Genomic DNA, 13,628 nt, shown 5'->3' on the forward strand with positions numbered 1-13,628 from the left:
CACTTCAGGACGCCCCTTCCCTGCCGGAGGGGCGTCCTCGTACGGGAGGATGCAGCGGTGGGGAGAGAACCGCAGGTGCAGATCGGCCGGGGTCCGTCGGCGCCGCGTGGCGTGCTGCCCTTCACCGGGGCCGTGCCCGGCACCTCGCGCGCCCTGCGGGACGACGCCGTGTTCGCGGCGGGCCTCGCGGTGCTGTCCGCCCTGCTCGCGGTCTTCGTCGTGGACGGGCGCCGGCCGGACGCGCTGGGGTGGGCCCTCCTGCTCGGCGCCCACCTGCCCCTGGTGTGGCGGCGAAGCCGTCCCGTGCCCGTGCTCCTCGCCGTCGTGGCCTGCATCGCGCCCTACCACGCCGTCGATTACACCCACGTGGCCGCGGTCCCCGTCGGCATGGTCGCCCTCTACACCGTCGCCGTGTCCGGCCGTCCGCGCCGCGCCCTGATCACCGGCACCCTCGTCGTCGGCGTCACGATGTCGGTCAACGCGAGCGTGGCCCCGCACCAGGTGGCCGAGGTGCTGAGAATCGCCGGGTGGATCGTCGCGGTGCTGCTGCTCGGCGTGTACGTGCGCATCCACCGCCAGTACGTCACCTCCGTACTGGAGCGCGCCGAGCGGGCGGAACGCACGCGCGAGGAGGAGGCACGTCGGCGGGTCGCCGAGGAACGGCTGCGGGTCGCCCGCGATCTGCACGACCTGCTCGCGCACAGCATCACCCTGGTCGGCGTGCAGACCTCCGTCGCGGCCCATGTCCTGGCCGCCGATCCCGAGCGGCTCGACCGGGCGGCGGTGGCCAAGGCCCTGGACGACATCGCCGACACATGCCGCTCGGCGCGGGGCGAACTCCGGGCCACACTCGAGGTGTTGAGGGAGACGGGCACCGCGGAGGAGTCGCGAGGACCGCTGCCCGGCCTCGACGGCCTCGCCGATCTCGCGGAGGCGGCGCGTACGTCCGGGGCCGAGGTCGACCTCGCGGTACGGGAGGCCGACGCGCCGCCCGCCGTGGGCGCGGCGGCCTACCGGATCGTGCAGGAGGCGCTGACGAACGCGGTGCGGCACGGCGGGCCGGGACTCACCATCCGGGTGGGAATACGCACGGAGGGGGCCGAGCTGCGGGTGACGGTCGAGGACGACGGCCGCACCCCCGACGACCCCGCGCACACCCCCGGGTTCGGCCTCGTGGGGATGCGGGAGCGGGCCCGGAGCGTGGGCGGCACCCTGGAGGCGGGGCCTCGCTCCGAAGGCGGTTTCATGGTGTCCGCCGTACTGCCGCTGGTGCCTGTGGGAGGGCTTCGATGACGATCCGTGTGCTGCTTGCCGACGATCAGACGCTGGTACGGGCGGCCTTCGCGATGCTGGTCGAGTCCGCTCCGGACATGGAGGTGGTGGGGCAGGCGGGGACGGGGCGCGCGGCGGTCGAGCTGGCCCGCTCGGAACGGGCCGATCTCATCGTCATGGACATCCGCATGCCGGACCTGGACGGGATCGAGGCGACGCGGCTGCTCGCGCGGGACGAGGATCTGGCCGGGGTGAAGGTGCTGATGCTGACGACTTACGACACGGATGAGCATGTCGTGGAGGCGTTGCGGGCCGGGGCGTCGGGGTTTCTGGTGAAGGACACGAAGCCGGCGGAGCTGCTGGATGCGATTCGTGTCGTGGCGGCGGGGGAGTCCCTGCTGTCGCCGGGCCCGACTTCTCGGCTTGTCGCGCGGGTGTTGCGGGCGCCGGCGGAGGTTGCTCTGCCGGATGCGCTTTCCGGTCAGTTGAGCGAGCGGGAGTGTCAGGTGCTTGCGCTGGTGGCGCGGGGGCTCAACAACACGGAGATCGCGGAGCGGTTGGGGCTCAGTCCGCTGACCGCGAAGACGCACGTGAGCCGGATCATGGGGAAGCTGGGGGCCAGGGATCGGGCGCAGTTGGTGATCGTTGCGTACGAGTCGGGGTTGGTGCGGCCGGGGGTGGAAGGGGCCAGGTAGGGGCGGTCCCTGCGGGGCCTTCCCCAATCCCGCCCCTTCCCGAAACTGGGGCTCCGCCCCAGACCCCGCTCCTCAAACGCCGGAGGGGCTGAATCTTGCGGCCCTCGCGCCGAGCGAGTTTGTGGGAAGGGGCGGGGTTGGGGACTCAAAAGACCGTTACAGCAACCCCGCCCCCGCCAAGAACTTCCCCACCCGCTCAACCTCCCCGGGGGCCAGCGGAACCTGTGGCTCCGCCGTAGCGGGGCACGCAATCACGCCCCGCAGATGCAGCGCCGCCTTGAACGCGCCCAGCGCGGACGAGCTGCCCCCCATCCGCCCCGCATCCCCCACCCGCACCATCCCGAACAGCCCACACAACCGCTCCTGTTCGGACCGAGCCCGCACCCAGTCCCCCTCCCGGCAGTAGCGATACAGCCGCGCATAACCCTCGGGGTCCACGTTCCCCAAGCCCGGCACCACCCCGTCCGCCCCCATCGCCAGCGCCGAGTCCACCGTCGTCTCCGAACCCGTCAGGACGCTGAAGCCCGCGATGTCCGTCCGGCCCCGCGCCCCGAGCACCACCTCCCGGAAGTTTCCCTCGTCCCCGCTGGAGTCCTTCAGGCCGGCCAGGACGCCCTCCGCCGCCAGTTCCAGGATCAGTTCGGCGGGCAGCTTGGAGTGGACCGAGGCCGGGAGGTCGTACGCGAAGACCGGGACCGGTGAGCGCGCCGCGAGGAGGCGGAAGTGGCGCGCCATCTCCGCCGGGTGCGTGCGCGTGTAGAAGGGGGCCGTCACCACCACGCCGTCCGCCCCCGCGTCCGTGACGGAGCGGACGTGGTCCAGGACCCTGGGCGTCGCCATGTCGATCGCCCCGGCCAGGACCGGCAGTTGGCCCCCCGCATGGACCGCCACCGTCTCGATGACCTGCCTTCGCTGGGCGTCCGTCAGGTACGCCGCCTCCGACGACGAACCGAGGACGAACAGGCCGTCGACCCCGCCCGCCACCAAGTGGTCGACCAGCCTGACGAGCGACGCCGTGTCCACCTCGCGGTCCGGTGTCAGGGGCGTGCAGACGGGCGGAACGACACCGGTCAGCGGGGTGGGCAGTGTCATGGGGTCTCCCTGGGGCTCGCGTCCGTGGCGGCGGACTGGATCACTAGCTCGTGCGTGGACTGGCCGTACGGCACGGGGTGGTGGCAGCGGTAGCGGTGCCCGGACCCCGGCGTCGACTCGACGTCCGGCATGGTGGCCGCGCAGGCGTCGTCCGCCTTCCAGCACCGCGTACGGAACGGGCAGCCGCTCGGCGGGCGTGTGGCCGACGGCACCGGGCCGACGAGCGGGATCGGGTCGATGGGGTCCAGGAGGCCGGGCGTCGCGGAGAAAAGGGCCCGGGTGTACGGGTGCCGCGCCCTGTCCAGGATCTCCTCGGCCGGTGACTCCTCCACGATCCTGCCCAGGTACATGGTGATGACGCGGTCGCTCATCCGCCGCACCGTCTGGATGTCGTGCGACACGAACACCAGGGCGAGGCCGAGCCGCTCCTTCAGGTCCAGGAGGAGGTTGAGGATCTGGGCGCGCACGGAGACGTCGAGCGCGCTCGTCGGCTCGTCCGCCACCACGAGCTCCGGTTCGAGGGCCAGGGCACGCGCGATCGCCACGCGTTGACGCTGGCCGCCCGACAGCTGGCCGGGCAGGCCATCGGCCAGGACCTTGGGGAGGCCGACCAGGGACATCAACTCGCGGACGCGCGCGTCACGTTGGGCCGGTGTCCCCCTCCTGTGCACGTCCAGGGGGTCGCGGAGGATCTGGCGTACGGTCAGCCTGCGGTTCAGGGCCGTCGACGGGTCCTGGAAGATCATGCCGGTGTTGCGGCCGATCGCGGTCCGGCGCTCGGCCGGCTTCATCGTCCACAGGTCGCGTCCCCGGAAGGACACCGTCCCCGCCGTGGGCTGCTGCACCCCGACGAGCACCTTCGCGAGCGTCGACTTGCCGCACCCCGACTCGCCCACGACGCCCACCGTCTCGCCGGGCGCGATGGTCAGGTCGGCGCCGGTCAGGGCGTACACGCGCTCCCGCGAGAAGAGGCCGCCCGAGCGTGCGCGGTGCACGACGTGCGCGTCGGACAGGGAGAGGAGAGCGGTCATTTGAGGGCCTCGTTTCCCCTGGGCCGCGGCACCCGTGGCGGCTGCTGCGCCGGGTGGTGGCAGGCGATGGAATGCCGTGCCCCGCCCACGAGTTCGGGCGCCGTCGTGCGGCACACCTCGCTCGCCAGGGGGCACCGGTCCGCGAACCGGCAGCCCGCGGGGAAGTCGGCCGGCGAGGGGACGACGCCCTTGATCTGGGTCAGGCGTTCCGCCGCCGATTCGAGCGAGAGGACCGAGCCGAGCAGGCCGCGCGTGTAGTGGTGCGACGGTGCCTCGACGAGGTCCGCCGTCACGCCCGTCTCGACGATCTGGCCGCCGTACATCACCACCACGCGGTCGGTGACGTCCGCGACCAGGGCCAGGTCGTGCGAGACGAGGATCAGCGCGAAGCCCAGTTCCTCGCGCAGGCGCAGGAGGAGCTGGATGACCTGGGCCTGGACCGTGACGTCCAGGGCCGTCGTCGGTTCGTCGGCGACGATCAGTTTCGGGTCACGGGAGAGGGCCATGGCGATCAGGACGCGCTGGCGCTGGCCGCCGGAGAGTTCGTGCGGGTAGCTGCGCAGGGTGCGGTCCGGGTCGAGGCCGACCAGTTCGAGGAGTTCGACGGCCGTGCGGCGCCCTCCCCTTCGTACGACCTGCTTGAGCTGGGAGCGGACCGTCATCGCGGGGTTGAGGGAGGACAGGGCGTCCTGGTAGATCATCGCCATGTCGTGGCCGAGGAGCCGTCTGCGGACGCGCATCGGCATGCCGAGCAGTTGCTCGCCGTCGAAGGTGACCCGGCCGCCGATGCGGGCGCCCTTGGGTTCCAGGCCCATCACGGTCAGCGCGGTGAGCGACTTGCCGCAGCCCGACTCGCCCACCAGGCCGAGGACTTCGCCGGGCCGGACGTGGAAACTGATGCCGTCGACGATGTCCACGCCGCCGTGGCGGGCGTCGAAGCCGATGGTGAGGTCGGAGACCGTGAGGACCGGGGTGCCCTCCGGCAGCGGGCGCGCCCGTGCGCGCAGGCGTTCGGCCGCCTCCGTCAGGCCCGGCAGCTCGAGGACCTTGCCGCTGCCCGGCTCGGGCGCTTCGAGACGGTCCTCCTTGCGGGCCTCTCCCGGCACGTCGCGGGTCGCGGGCGCCGCCCACGCGTCCGACACGCCCTCGGAGAGGATGTTCAGGGCGAGGACCGTGATCAGCATGAGCAGGCCGGGGAAGACCGTCGCCCACCAGCCGCCGAGAAGCACCATGTTCTTGCCGTCGGCGATGACGCTGCCCCAGGACGGGTCCGGCGGCCGCACGCCCGCGCCGATGAACGACAGCGAGGCCTCGAAGACGATCGCCTCGGCGACCTGCACCGTGCAGAACACCAGGATCGGCGCCGCGCAGTTGATGGCCACGTGCTTGATCAGGATGTGCGGGGTGCGGGCGCCGACGATGCGCTCGGCGACGACATAGTCCTCGCCGTATTGATCCATCACGTTCGCGCGCACGACCCGCGCGATCGGCGGGGTGAACAGGAACGCGATGGCGCAGATCAGTACGAGGATGCCGCCCCCGAAGACCGCCACGAGGACGGCGGCGAGGGCGATCCCGGGGAACGCCATGACGATGTCCAGGCACCGCATCAGCGTCTCGTCGACCGCCTTGCGCGAGGTCGCCGCGATCGCCCCGAGCGCGGCCCCGACGACCAGGGCGAGCAGCGTCGCCCCCAGCCCGATCGCCAGGGACCAGCGCGCCCCGTACATCAGCCTGCTGAGGATGTCCCGGCCGAGGCTGTCCTGCCCCATCCAGTGGTCGGCGGTCGGGTGGCCGGTGCCGTCGGCCTGCGGCTGCTGGTCGAGCGGGTCGTGCGGGGCGATCAGCGGCGCGAGGAGCGCCACGAGGACCACCACGCCGAGCACGCCCACCGCGATGCGTGAGAGCACGGGCAGGCGGCGCAGGGAGCGCAGCCGGATGCCGGGCCGCGAGAGCCGCTCGGCCAGGGCCTTGCGCGACGTGATCATCAGGCGGTCCCCCTCAGGCGCGGATTGACCAGCAGATAGAGGATGTCCAGGACCAGGTTCACGACCACGAATCCGACGGCCGTCGTGATGACGACCCCTTGCACGACGGCCGGGTCGCCGTTCTTCACCGCGTCGATCATCAGCTTCCCCATGCCGGGCAGCGAGAAGATCGTCTCGATGACGACGGCGCCGCCGAGCAGATAGCCCACGCGCAGGCCGAGCACGGTCAGCGGGTTGATGAGGGCGTTGCGCAGGACGTTGCGGCCGACCACCACGACCGGTGGCAGACCGCTGCCGATCGCCGTCCGCACGTAGTCCTTGTCGAGTTCCTCGACCACCGCCGTGCGGATGATGCGGGTGAGGCCGGCGGCCACCGGCAGGGAGAGCGCGAAGGCGGGGAGCGTCATCGTCTTCAGCCAGCCGGTGAAGGAGTCACCGGGGTTGACGTACCCGCCGGTCGGGAACCAGCCCGCCTCCACCGCCAGGTACTGGATCATGAGCAGCGCCAGCCAGAAGCCGGGCGCCGCCACACCGGTCAGCGAGATGACGCGGATCAGCTGGTCCGGCAGCCGGTCGCGGTAGATCGCGGCGGTCACGCCGAGCAGCAGCGAGATGACCACCGCGATGCCGAGCCCCAGGAACGTCAGCTGCAGGGTGAGCGGCAGCGCGGTGGTGACCTGCTCCATCACCGGCGAGCGGGTGAGCACGCTGATGCCCATGTCGCCCTGGACCAGATCGCCGACGAACGCCACATAGCGCACCGGCAGCGGATCGAGCAGCCCGTTCTCCTCGCGGAAATCGTGCAGCTGCTCCTCGGTCGGATTGGCGCCCTGGAAGAACGCCGACGCCGGGTCGACGTCCGAGAACCGCATCACGAGGAAGACGAACAGGACGATGCCGAGCAGCAGCGGGACGAGCAGCACCAGGCGGCGGACCAGGATGCGGAGGACCGCGATCACGTCGCCCACTTCGCCTGGAGCAGGTTGATGCCGGGGTAGGGCTGGGCCTTGACGCCGGTGAGCTTCTTCGGGTCCCAGGCGGTCATCAGCTCGTTGTGGACGACCGGATAGATCACCGCCTGTTCGGCGACGGTGTCGATGTAGTCCTGGACCATGGCCTTCTTCTTGGCCGCGTCCGGCTCGCGCGTCGCCTGCTCCATGTCCTTGAAGAGCTTCTTGGCCACGGAGTTGTCCGCCCAGCGGGCGTAGCCCATCCACAGGTTCTCGGGCCCGTAGTTGTAGTGCATGATCAGATCGGGGTCGATGCCGAACTGGTTGGGATTCGATGCGGCAGCGACGACCTGATAGTCCTTCTTCTGGTCCATCTTGGTGAAGACGGCCGTGGTCTCCTGCGGGTCGAGCGTCGTCTTGACGCCGATCGCGTCCCACGAGGCCTTGATGGTCGGCAGGCAGTCGATGATCCAACTCACGTTCACCGCCATGAGGTTGATCGACAGATCCTTGACCCCTGCCTCCTCCAGAAGCTTCTTCGCCTTCTTCGGGTCGTACGCATAGACCGTCTTCGCCGGCCGGTAGGCGGGGTTGGACTCGTTGAGGAAGGAGCTCGACGCCTTGCCGTGGCCCTTCAGCGCGACCTGGATCATCTTCTCGGTGTCGATGGCGTAGTGGAGCGCCTGGCGCACGCGTACGTCGTCGAAGGGCTTGTGCGCGGTGTTGAACATCAGGAACAGGTTGTTCATCCCCGCCCCGCCCTCGACGGTGAGCCCGCCCTTCTTGAGCTGCTCGATGTTGGCGTACGGGATGTTGTCCGCGATCTCCGAGTCCGCGCTGCCGCCGGAGATCTTCGCGACGCGGGGTGCCGCGTCCACGATGGTCAGCCAGTTCATCTTCTTGAAGGCGGCCTTGCGGGGGCCGTTGTAGTCGTCGAAGGCCTCGAAGGTGGTGTTGGACTTCGGCGCGTGCGACGCCTGCTTGTACGGGCCCGAGCCCACCGCCTTGCCCTTGGTCGCCTCGTCCCAGGCGCCGGGCTTGGAGAACACGTGCTTCGGCATGATCTTGGCGAGGGAGAGCCGTGCGAGCCCGTCCGGGAACGGAAATTTCAGCTTCAGCTCAACGGAGGTCGCGTCGACCTTCTTGACCTCCTTCAGCCAGCTCTCGAAGAAGCCCTTGGCCAGCGTCTGCGTCTTCGGATCGAGAATCCGGTCGAAGACGAACACCACGTCGTCGGCGGTCACGGGCTTCCCGTCGTGCCACGTGGCGCCGGGCCGCAGCGTGAACTTCCAGGTGGTCGCCTTGACGTCGGTGGGGATCTCCGTGGCGAGCGCGGCATACGGCTCGCGGGTGAGGGGGTCGGTGTTCAGCAGACCCTCGTAGATGTGCTCGTTGCCGGCCATCGCGAAGGCAGACGCGGTCTGCGTGGGGTCCCAACTGCCGTCGTTGCCATAGCCGATGACGGCGGTGAGGGTCGAGTCACCGCCCTTGCCGCCGCCGTCCCCGGCCTCGTTCGTGGACTCGGGTCCCGAGCAGGCGGAGAGCGTGGTGGTGATGGCGGCGGCCGCGCCCAGCACACCGGTGTACTTGAGGAAGGAGCGGCGGTCCGGTGCGGGCCCGGTGTGTCCGGCGGATGCGATCGCCCCGCCGGAGCCTGTGCTGGTCGTCTGGTCGCTCACTGTGTCTCCCCTTGCTCCCTCGAGAGATCCCACGTCCTACGTCATGGTGGCGTGGCGACCATAAAAGGGGCCGGGAGGGCGGTCAAGGCCCTGGACGGGGGACTCGCGCAGACGCAGGTTGCCGAGCGCATGGGGGTGAGCAAGGGGAGGGTGTCGCCGATCGGGAGTGGGCAAGTGTCAGGTACGGACGTGCTGGCGCGGTACGTCGAAGGGCTCGACGGCCATGTGGTGACGGTCGCGGTCTTCGACGACGGGGAGCTACGAAAGGTCGGATGGCATGGGCCGGGAGCGCCTCGCCGAGCGATTACGTTCGCGGTTGTCGTCGATCGGGTACGGCGGCGACTACAACCCCGAGCAGTGGGGCCCCGAAGTCCACGCCGAGGACACGGAATTGATGCGCGAGGCGGGGGTCAATCTCGTGACGCTCGGGATCTTCTCCTGGGCGAAGACGGAACCGGCCCCGGGCACGTACGACTTCACGTGGCTCGACGGCCACATGGACCGCCTCGCGGAGGCGGGCGTCGCGGTCAGCCTGGCGACGATGACGGCGTCCCCGCCGCCATGGCTGACGCGCCTGCACCCCGACACCCTTCCGGTGACGGAGGACGGCGTACGCCTGCACCCCGGCTCGCGCCAGCACTGGTGCCCGTCGAGCCCCGTCTACCGCACGCACGCCGTACGCCTCGCGGAACGCCTGGCCACGCGCTACGGCGAGCACCCCGCGCTCGCGCTCTGGCACATCGGCAACGAATACGGCTGCCACATCGGCAACGAATACGGCTGCCACATCTCACGCCACTGCCACTGCGAGGTGTCGACGGCGGCCTTCCGCACGTGGCTGCGGGAGCGGTACGGGACGGTGGCGGCACCCAACGAGGCCTGATCGACGGACTTCTGGTCGCAGCGCTACGGCACGGAGATCCACACCCCGCGCAAGGCCCCCTCCTTCCGCAACCCGGCCCAGCAGCTCGACTACTGGCGCTTCTCCTCGGACGAGCTCCTCGCGTGCTACCTGGCGGAGAAGGAGGTCCTGACCCGCATCACCCCGCACCTCCCCGTCACCACGAACTTCGTCCCGGTGGCGAAGACCCTGGGCCTCTTCAGTTGGGCCCCGCACCTGGACGTGGTGTCGTACGACTCGTACCCGGACCCGCACGACCCGGACTCCCTCCACTGCACGGCCTTCTCGTACGACGTCATGCGCGGCCTGAAGGGCGGCCAGCCGTGGCTGCTCCTGGAACAGGCGCCGGGCGCCGTGAACTGGCGCGAGCGCAACGGCAGGAAGCCGCGCGGGGCGAGCGTGGAGGTGCGGCGTGGGGGCAACTGCAGGTAAATCCCGCCCGCGGGGGCGTTCACGTGGGATTTCGCTGCAGTGAGCGCCCCCCCGACGACGTTAGCGAGGCGTTAGTGAGACGGCGACGGATCACCAGCGGCGGCGGACAGTCTTGTTCTCACGAGCACGAACACCGCACAGAACGGGAAGACCATGTCGCACACCACCCTCCTCCACGCCCGCAAGGCCGCAGCCGCCATGGTCATCACCGTCGCCGCGTTCGGGCTCACCGCCTGCCAGGGCAGCGGAAACGACGCCTCGTCGTCCTCCGCCCCCGCGTCCGCTTCCGCGTCCGAGGCCGGGAAGAGCGGCGAGTCCGCCGCGACCGGCAAGACCGGTGCCGACTCCGCCGCCGTCAACAAGGCGTCGGGTACGCCGGCCAAGTCCGGCAAGAGCTGCACCGACCAGATCAACTACGCGGGCGACCCGCGCTCGAACGCGGAGATCAACAGCATCGGCGCCGACACCGGCACCTGCCCCACCCCCGAGAAGGGCGACAAGGCGGGCAAGAGCTGCACCGACCAGATCAACTACGCCGGTGACCCGCGCTCGAACGCGGAGATCAACAGCATCGGCGCGGACACGGGCACCTGCCCCACCCCGGAGAAGGGGGACAAGCCGGTGGGTACGCCCAACAAGCCCGGCGTCAGCTGCACCGACCAGATCGACTACGCCGGTGACTCCCGGCCGAACGCGGAGATCAACAGCATCGGCGCGGACACCGGCTACTGCCCGCCGGTCGAGAAGTAGGGGGAGCAGGGGGGCGGGAGGACGCGGCTAGACGCCGAGGTTCTCGCGGAGCGCGCCGACCACGTACTCGGGCGAGAACTCGAGGAACCAGTTCATGAACCGCAGCCCGTACTCGTCCCGCGCCCGCTCGATGATGGGGTCGGCGGCCTCGGGCGCGGTGAGACCGAACCGCTCCTCCAGCCAGGCGAGATACGCCTCGTGCCCCGAGCTGTGCTCCTCGTCGACGTCCCACTCCTCCTCGGGGAGGTACCACTCGTGGTCGATGGCCAGCAGACGGAACAGCTCCCGCAGGCCCGACGCCACCACATCGAGATCGCCTTCGTCACCGAAGAGGACGACCGGCAGCGTCGCCAGATCGGCGCGGTCGTCGCAGCGCCACAGCGCGTAGAACGACCCGGAGCCGGTGGCCTGGGCGAAGGGCACGAGCCGGTCGAGGCGGGCCCGCAGCTCCGGGGAGTCGGTCATGTCCAGCCACTGGACGAGGCCGGCATCGCGCCTGCCGTACTCATACATCTCGAACCCGTCGGAGAAGCCCGCCTTCCCCGGCCCGTCGTGGAACGCCTTGAGCAGATTCAGCTCGGGTATGGGCGAGTAGGCGTCGGGCACGGAATCTCCTCGGCGTGGGGGCAGCAGACAGAGGACGGACGCTACCGGCTCCCACTGACAGGGCTTGACCAACAGCGTGGGACCACAGCGCGGACGAAAAGGCGAGGCGGCGAGCGGTGGGCCGCGGCTACGTTGCCGCCATGCCCGAACTCCAGCGCCTGCGCGCCGATCACGCACCCGCCCTGCTCGCCTTCGAGCGCGCGAACCGCGCCTACTTCGCGCAGCACGTGCCCGACCGTGGCGACGCCTACTTCGCCGACTTCGACGCGCGGCACGCCTCCCTGCTGGCCGAACAGGACGCGGGGACCTGCCACTTCCACGTGCTGGTGGAGAGGGAGGGCGAGGGTGAGGGTGAAGAGCGGGAAGTGGTGGTGGGGCGCGTGAATCTTGTGGACGTCGCGGACGGTGAGGCCGAGCTCGGGTATCGCATCGCCGAGAGCGCGACGGGGCGTGGGCTCGCCACGGATGCGGTACGGCGGGTGTGCGGGCTCGCCGTTGCCCAGTACGGGCTGCGTTCGCTGCGCGCGGCGACGGACGTGGACAACGCCGGGTCGCGGGCGGTGCTCGTGCGTGCCGGGTTCGTGGTCGTGGGTGAGGTGGAGGCCGACGGTGAGGGGCGACGGGCCGAGGTGCGCTATCGCCGTGCGCTGGCCGCTGGTTGACACATGATCCGGTGCGCGTCAGAGTCGCGCCGGTGGAGATCAGGGATCTGAGCGAGGCCGAGCGGCGGGTGTGGGAGGCGTTTCCGCTGGGGCGAGGCGTCGACTTCCGGGAGCGGCACAGGGAACCCGCCGATGCCGGCGCGGACTGGGGCCCCGAGCGGACCGTACGGGCCGAGGTGCTGCGCGCTCTGCTCATCGACGGGCCCCGCCAGGAGGGCGAGACCCCCGTCCTGCGGCTGCACGGCGCTCGCATCACCGGCAAGCTCGACCTCGAGTACGCGGAGGTCGCCGGGGCGATTCACCTGTGGTCCTGCTACTTCGACGAGGAACTGGACCTCTACGGGGCGCAGTTGCGTCAGCTGAATCTGGGCTGGTCCGTCTTTCCCGACCTCTACGGCACGGGATTACGGGTCGACGGCTCGCTGCGCATGACCGGTGTCCGCGTACGGAGGTCCATCCGGCTCGGGGGCGCGCGGATTGCCGGGGCGGTCTTCCTCGACGGGGCGCGGCTGGGCGAGGACGGTCTGTCGGACGCCTTCGACGAACCCGTCCTCGCGCTCAACCGCGCCACCATCGACGGTGACCTCCACGCCGACGACGGCTTCACCGCCCACGGGTTGGTCCGCCTCGCGGGCGCGGTGGTCGCCGGGACCATCACCCTCAACGATGCGGTGCTCAGCAACCCGGGCGGCACAGCCTTGCATGCGGCGAACCTCAGCGCCGGGGACGATGTGCATGCGATGCGGCTCACGGCTCACGGGCGCCTCAACCTGCCGGGTGCGCGTATCCCCGGCCAGGTCAACCTGGAGGGCGCCCGCCTCTCCAACCCGGGCGGCATGGCCCTGCGCGCCAGCATCACCGGGGGCACGCTGTGGCTGGACGGAGCCGCGCCGGTCGACGGCACCGTCACACTGCGGGGCTGCCAATTCGATCTCCTGCACGTACCCCCCGAGGTCTGGCCGGACAAGGTCCGCCTCGATGGCCTGACGTACAACAGGCTCAGCCCGCACGAACCCGCCGAGCGAAGGCTTCAGGTACTGGAGCGGGACACCGAGGGCTACGTCCCCTTCGCCTACGAGCAGCTCACGGCCGCGTACCGCCGTGTCGGCGACGACGCTGCCGCTCGTACGGTCCAACTCGCCAAGCAGCGCCGCCATCGCACGACCCTGCCCTGGTACGCCAAGGCCTGGGGGTATCTCCAGGACCTCACCGTCGGCTACGGCTTCCGGCCTACGCGCGCCGCGATCTGGCTGCTCTCGCTGCTGCTGGCCGGCTCCGTCGTGTACGCGGTGCGGGAGCCGGTGGCGTTGAAGCCGAAGGAGGCGCCGGAGTTCAGCGCCGTCTTCTACACGTTGGACCTGCTGCTTCCGATCATCGACTTCGGCCAGGAGCATGCGTATGCCGCGCGGGGGGCGTTGCAGTGGTTCGGGTACGCCCTGGTCATCATGGGGTGGACCCTCGCCACGACGATTGCCGCGGGCATCACGAGGGCGATCAGTCGTCAGTAGGGGGCGTTTTTGCTGCGGGCCGGTGGGGGCTGGTCGCGCAGTTCCCCGCGCCCCTACGGGGC

At 70.5% G+C, this 13,628-nt stretch carries 11 protein-coding genes and 1 pseudogene; 6 read left to right on the plus strand and 6 right to left on the minus strand.

The window, feature by feature from the left end:
- Positions 1 to 111 precede the first annotated feature (111 nt).
- Both AB0M70_RS06945 and AB0M70_RS06950 read left to right on the plus strand, forming a co-directional pair.
- The gene (locus tag AB0M70_RS06945) at positions 112 to 1,293 is read left to right on the plus strand and encodes a histidine kinase (protein WP_365817597.1); all 1,182 of its coding nucleotides are present in this window, start codon (positions 112 to 114) and stop codon (positions 1,291 to 1,293) included.
- Entirely contained in the window at positions 1,290 to 1,967 is a 678-nt protein-coding gene (locus AB0M70_RS06950; RefSeq protein ID WP_365817130.1) for a response regulator transcription factor, read from the plus strand. The genes AB0M70_RS06945 and AB0M70_RS06950 overlap by 4 nt, the downstream gene beginning before the upstream one ends.
- Positions 1,968 to 2,123: 156 nt before the next feature.
- On the opposite strand, the gene AB0M70_RS06955 is transcribed toward AB0M70_RS06950, so the two are convergent.
- The 5 genes from AB0M70_RS06955 to AB0M70_RS06975 are packed head-to-tail and all read right to left on the minus strand — an operon-like array spanning position 2,124 to position 8,668.
- Positions 2,124 to 3,059 carry a dihydrodipicolinate synthase family protein gene (locus AB0M70_RS06955; protein ID WP_365817132.1) on the minus strand — a complete coding sequence of 312 codons (936 nt, stop codon included), beginning with the start codon at positions 3,057 to 3,059 and terminating at the stop codon, positions 2,124 to 2,126.
- Positions 3,056 to 4,090, minus strand: a complete 1,035-nt coding sequence (locus AB0M70_RS06960) for an ABC transporter ATP-binding protein (RefSeq protein WP_365817134.1) — start codon at positions 4,088 to 4,090, stop codon at positions 3,056 to 3,058. Before AB0M70_RS06960 ends, AB0M70_RS06955 begins: the two co-directional genes overlap by 4 nt.
- Positions 4,087 to 6,078, minus strand: coding sequence for a dipeptide/oligopeptide/nickel ABC transporter permease/ATP-binding protein (locus AB0M70_RS06965; protein ID WP_365817136.1), 1,992 nt, complete (start codon positions 6,076 to 6,078; stop codon positions 4,087 to 4,089). The genes AB0M70_RS06960 and AB0M70_RS06965 overlap by 4 nt, the downstream gene beginning before the upstream one ends.
- Positions 6,078 to 7,037 (minus strand): ABC transporter permease, encoded by a 960-nt coding sequence (locus tag AB0M70_RS06970; RefSeq protein ID WP_365817138.1) that lies wholly within the window; start codon positions 7,035 to 7,037, stop codon positions 6,078 to 6,080. The genes AB0M70_RS06965 and AB0M70_RS06970 overlap by 1 nt, the downstream gene beginning before the upstream one ends.
- Positions 7,034 to 8,668 (minus strand): ABC transporter substrate-binding protein, encoded by a 1,635-nt coding sequence (locus tag AB0M70_RS06975; protein WP_365817599.1) that lies wholly within the window; start codon positions 8,666 to 8,668, stop codon positions 7,034 to 7,036. Before AB0M70_RS06975 ends, AB0M70_RS06970 begins: the two co-directional genes overlap by 4 nt.
- 316 nt (positions 8,669 to 8,984) lie before the next feature.
- On the opposite strand from AB0M70_RS06975, the pseudogene AB0M70_RS06980 reads away from it, so the two are divergent.
- Both AB0M70_RS06980 and AB0M70_RS06985 read left to right on the plus strand, forming a co-directional pair.
- Positions 8,985 to 10,001 (plus strand): annotated as a pseudogene (locus tag AB0M70_RS06980) (beta-galactosidase); the annotation flags it as partial.
- A 192-nt stretch (positions 10,002 to 10,193) separates the two neighbouring features.
- Entirely contained in the window at positions 10,194 to 10,790 is a 597-nt protein-coding gene (locus AB0M70_RS06985; protein WP_365817140.1) for a hypothetical protein, read from the plus strand.
- Between the two features lie 27 nt (positions 10,791 to 10,817).
- Here AB0M70_RS06985 and AB0M70_RS06990 read toward each other — a convergent pair whose 3' ends face one another.
- The gene (locus AB0M70_RS06990; RefSeq protein WP_365817142.1) at positions 10,818 to 11,396 is read right to left on the minus strand and encodes a hypothetical protein; all 579 of its coding nucleotides are present in this window, start codon (positions 11,394 to 11,396) and stop codon (positions 10,818 to 10,820) included.
- Between the two features lie 140 nt (positions 11,397 to 11,536).
- Between AB0M70_RS06990 and AB0M70_RS06995 the strand changes: the two genes are divergently transcribed.
- Together AB0M70_RS06995 and AB0M70_RS07000 are read left to right on the plus strand one after the other, a co-directional pair.
- Positions 11,537 to 12,058, plus strand: coding sequence for a GNAT family N-acetyltransferase (locus AB0M70_RS06995; protein WP_365817144.1), 522 nt, complete (start codon positions 11,537 to 11,539; stop codon positions 12,056 to 12,058).
- A 32-nt stretch (positions 12,059 to 12,090) separates the two neighbouring features.
- Positions 12,091 to 13,566 (plus strand): membrane-associated oxidoreductase, encoded by a 1,476-nt coding sequence (locus tag AB0M70_RS07000; RefSeq protein WP_365817146.1) that lies wholly within the window; start codon positions 12,091 to 12,093, stop codon positions 13,564 to 13,566.
- Positions 13,567 to 13,628: the final 62 nt, after the last annotated feature.

It is taken from the genome of Streptomyces sp. NPDC051214 (genome assembly GCF_040682375.1).
In the GTDB taxonomy this organism is placed as follows: Bacteria; Actinomycetota; Actinomycetes; order Streptomycetales; family Streptomycetaceae; genus Streptomyces.

Bases quoted from the DNA above. Each gene is read 5' to 3' on its own strand.
- AB0M70_RS06950 (WP_365817130.1), top strand. From the start codon at position 1,290: ATGACGATCCGTGTGCTGCTTGCCGACGATCAGACGCTGGTACGGGCG.
- AB0M70_RS06955 (WP_365817132.1), bottom strand. From the start codon at position 3,059: ATGACACTGCCCACCCCGCTGACCGGTGTCGTTCCGCCCGTCTGCACG.
- AB0M70_RS06960 (WP_365817134.1), bottom strand. From the start codon at position 4,090: ATGACCGCTCTCCTCTCCCTGTCCGACGCGCACGTCGTGCACCGCGCA.
- AB0M70_RS06965 (WP_365817136.1), bottom strand. From the start codon at position 6,078: ATGATCACGTCGCGCAAGGCCCTGGCCGAGCGGCTCTCGCGGCCCGGC.
- AB0M70_RS06985 (WP_365817140.1), top strand. From the start codon at position 10,194: ATGTCGCACACCACCCTCCTCCACGCCCGCAAGGCCGCAGCCGCCATG.
- AB0M70_RS06995 (WP_365817144.1), top strand. From the start codon at position 11,537: ATGCCCGAACTCCAGCGCCTGCGCGCCGATCACGCACCCGCCCTGCTC.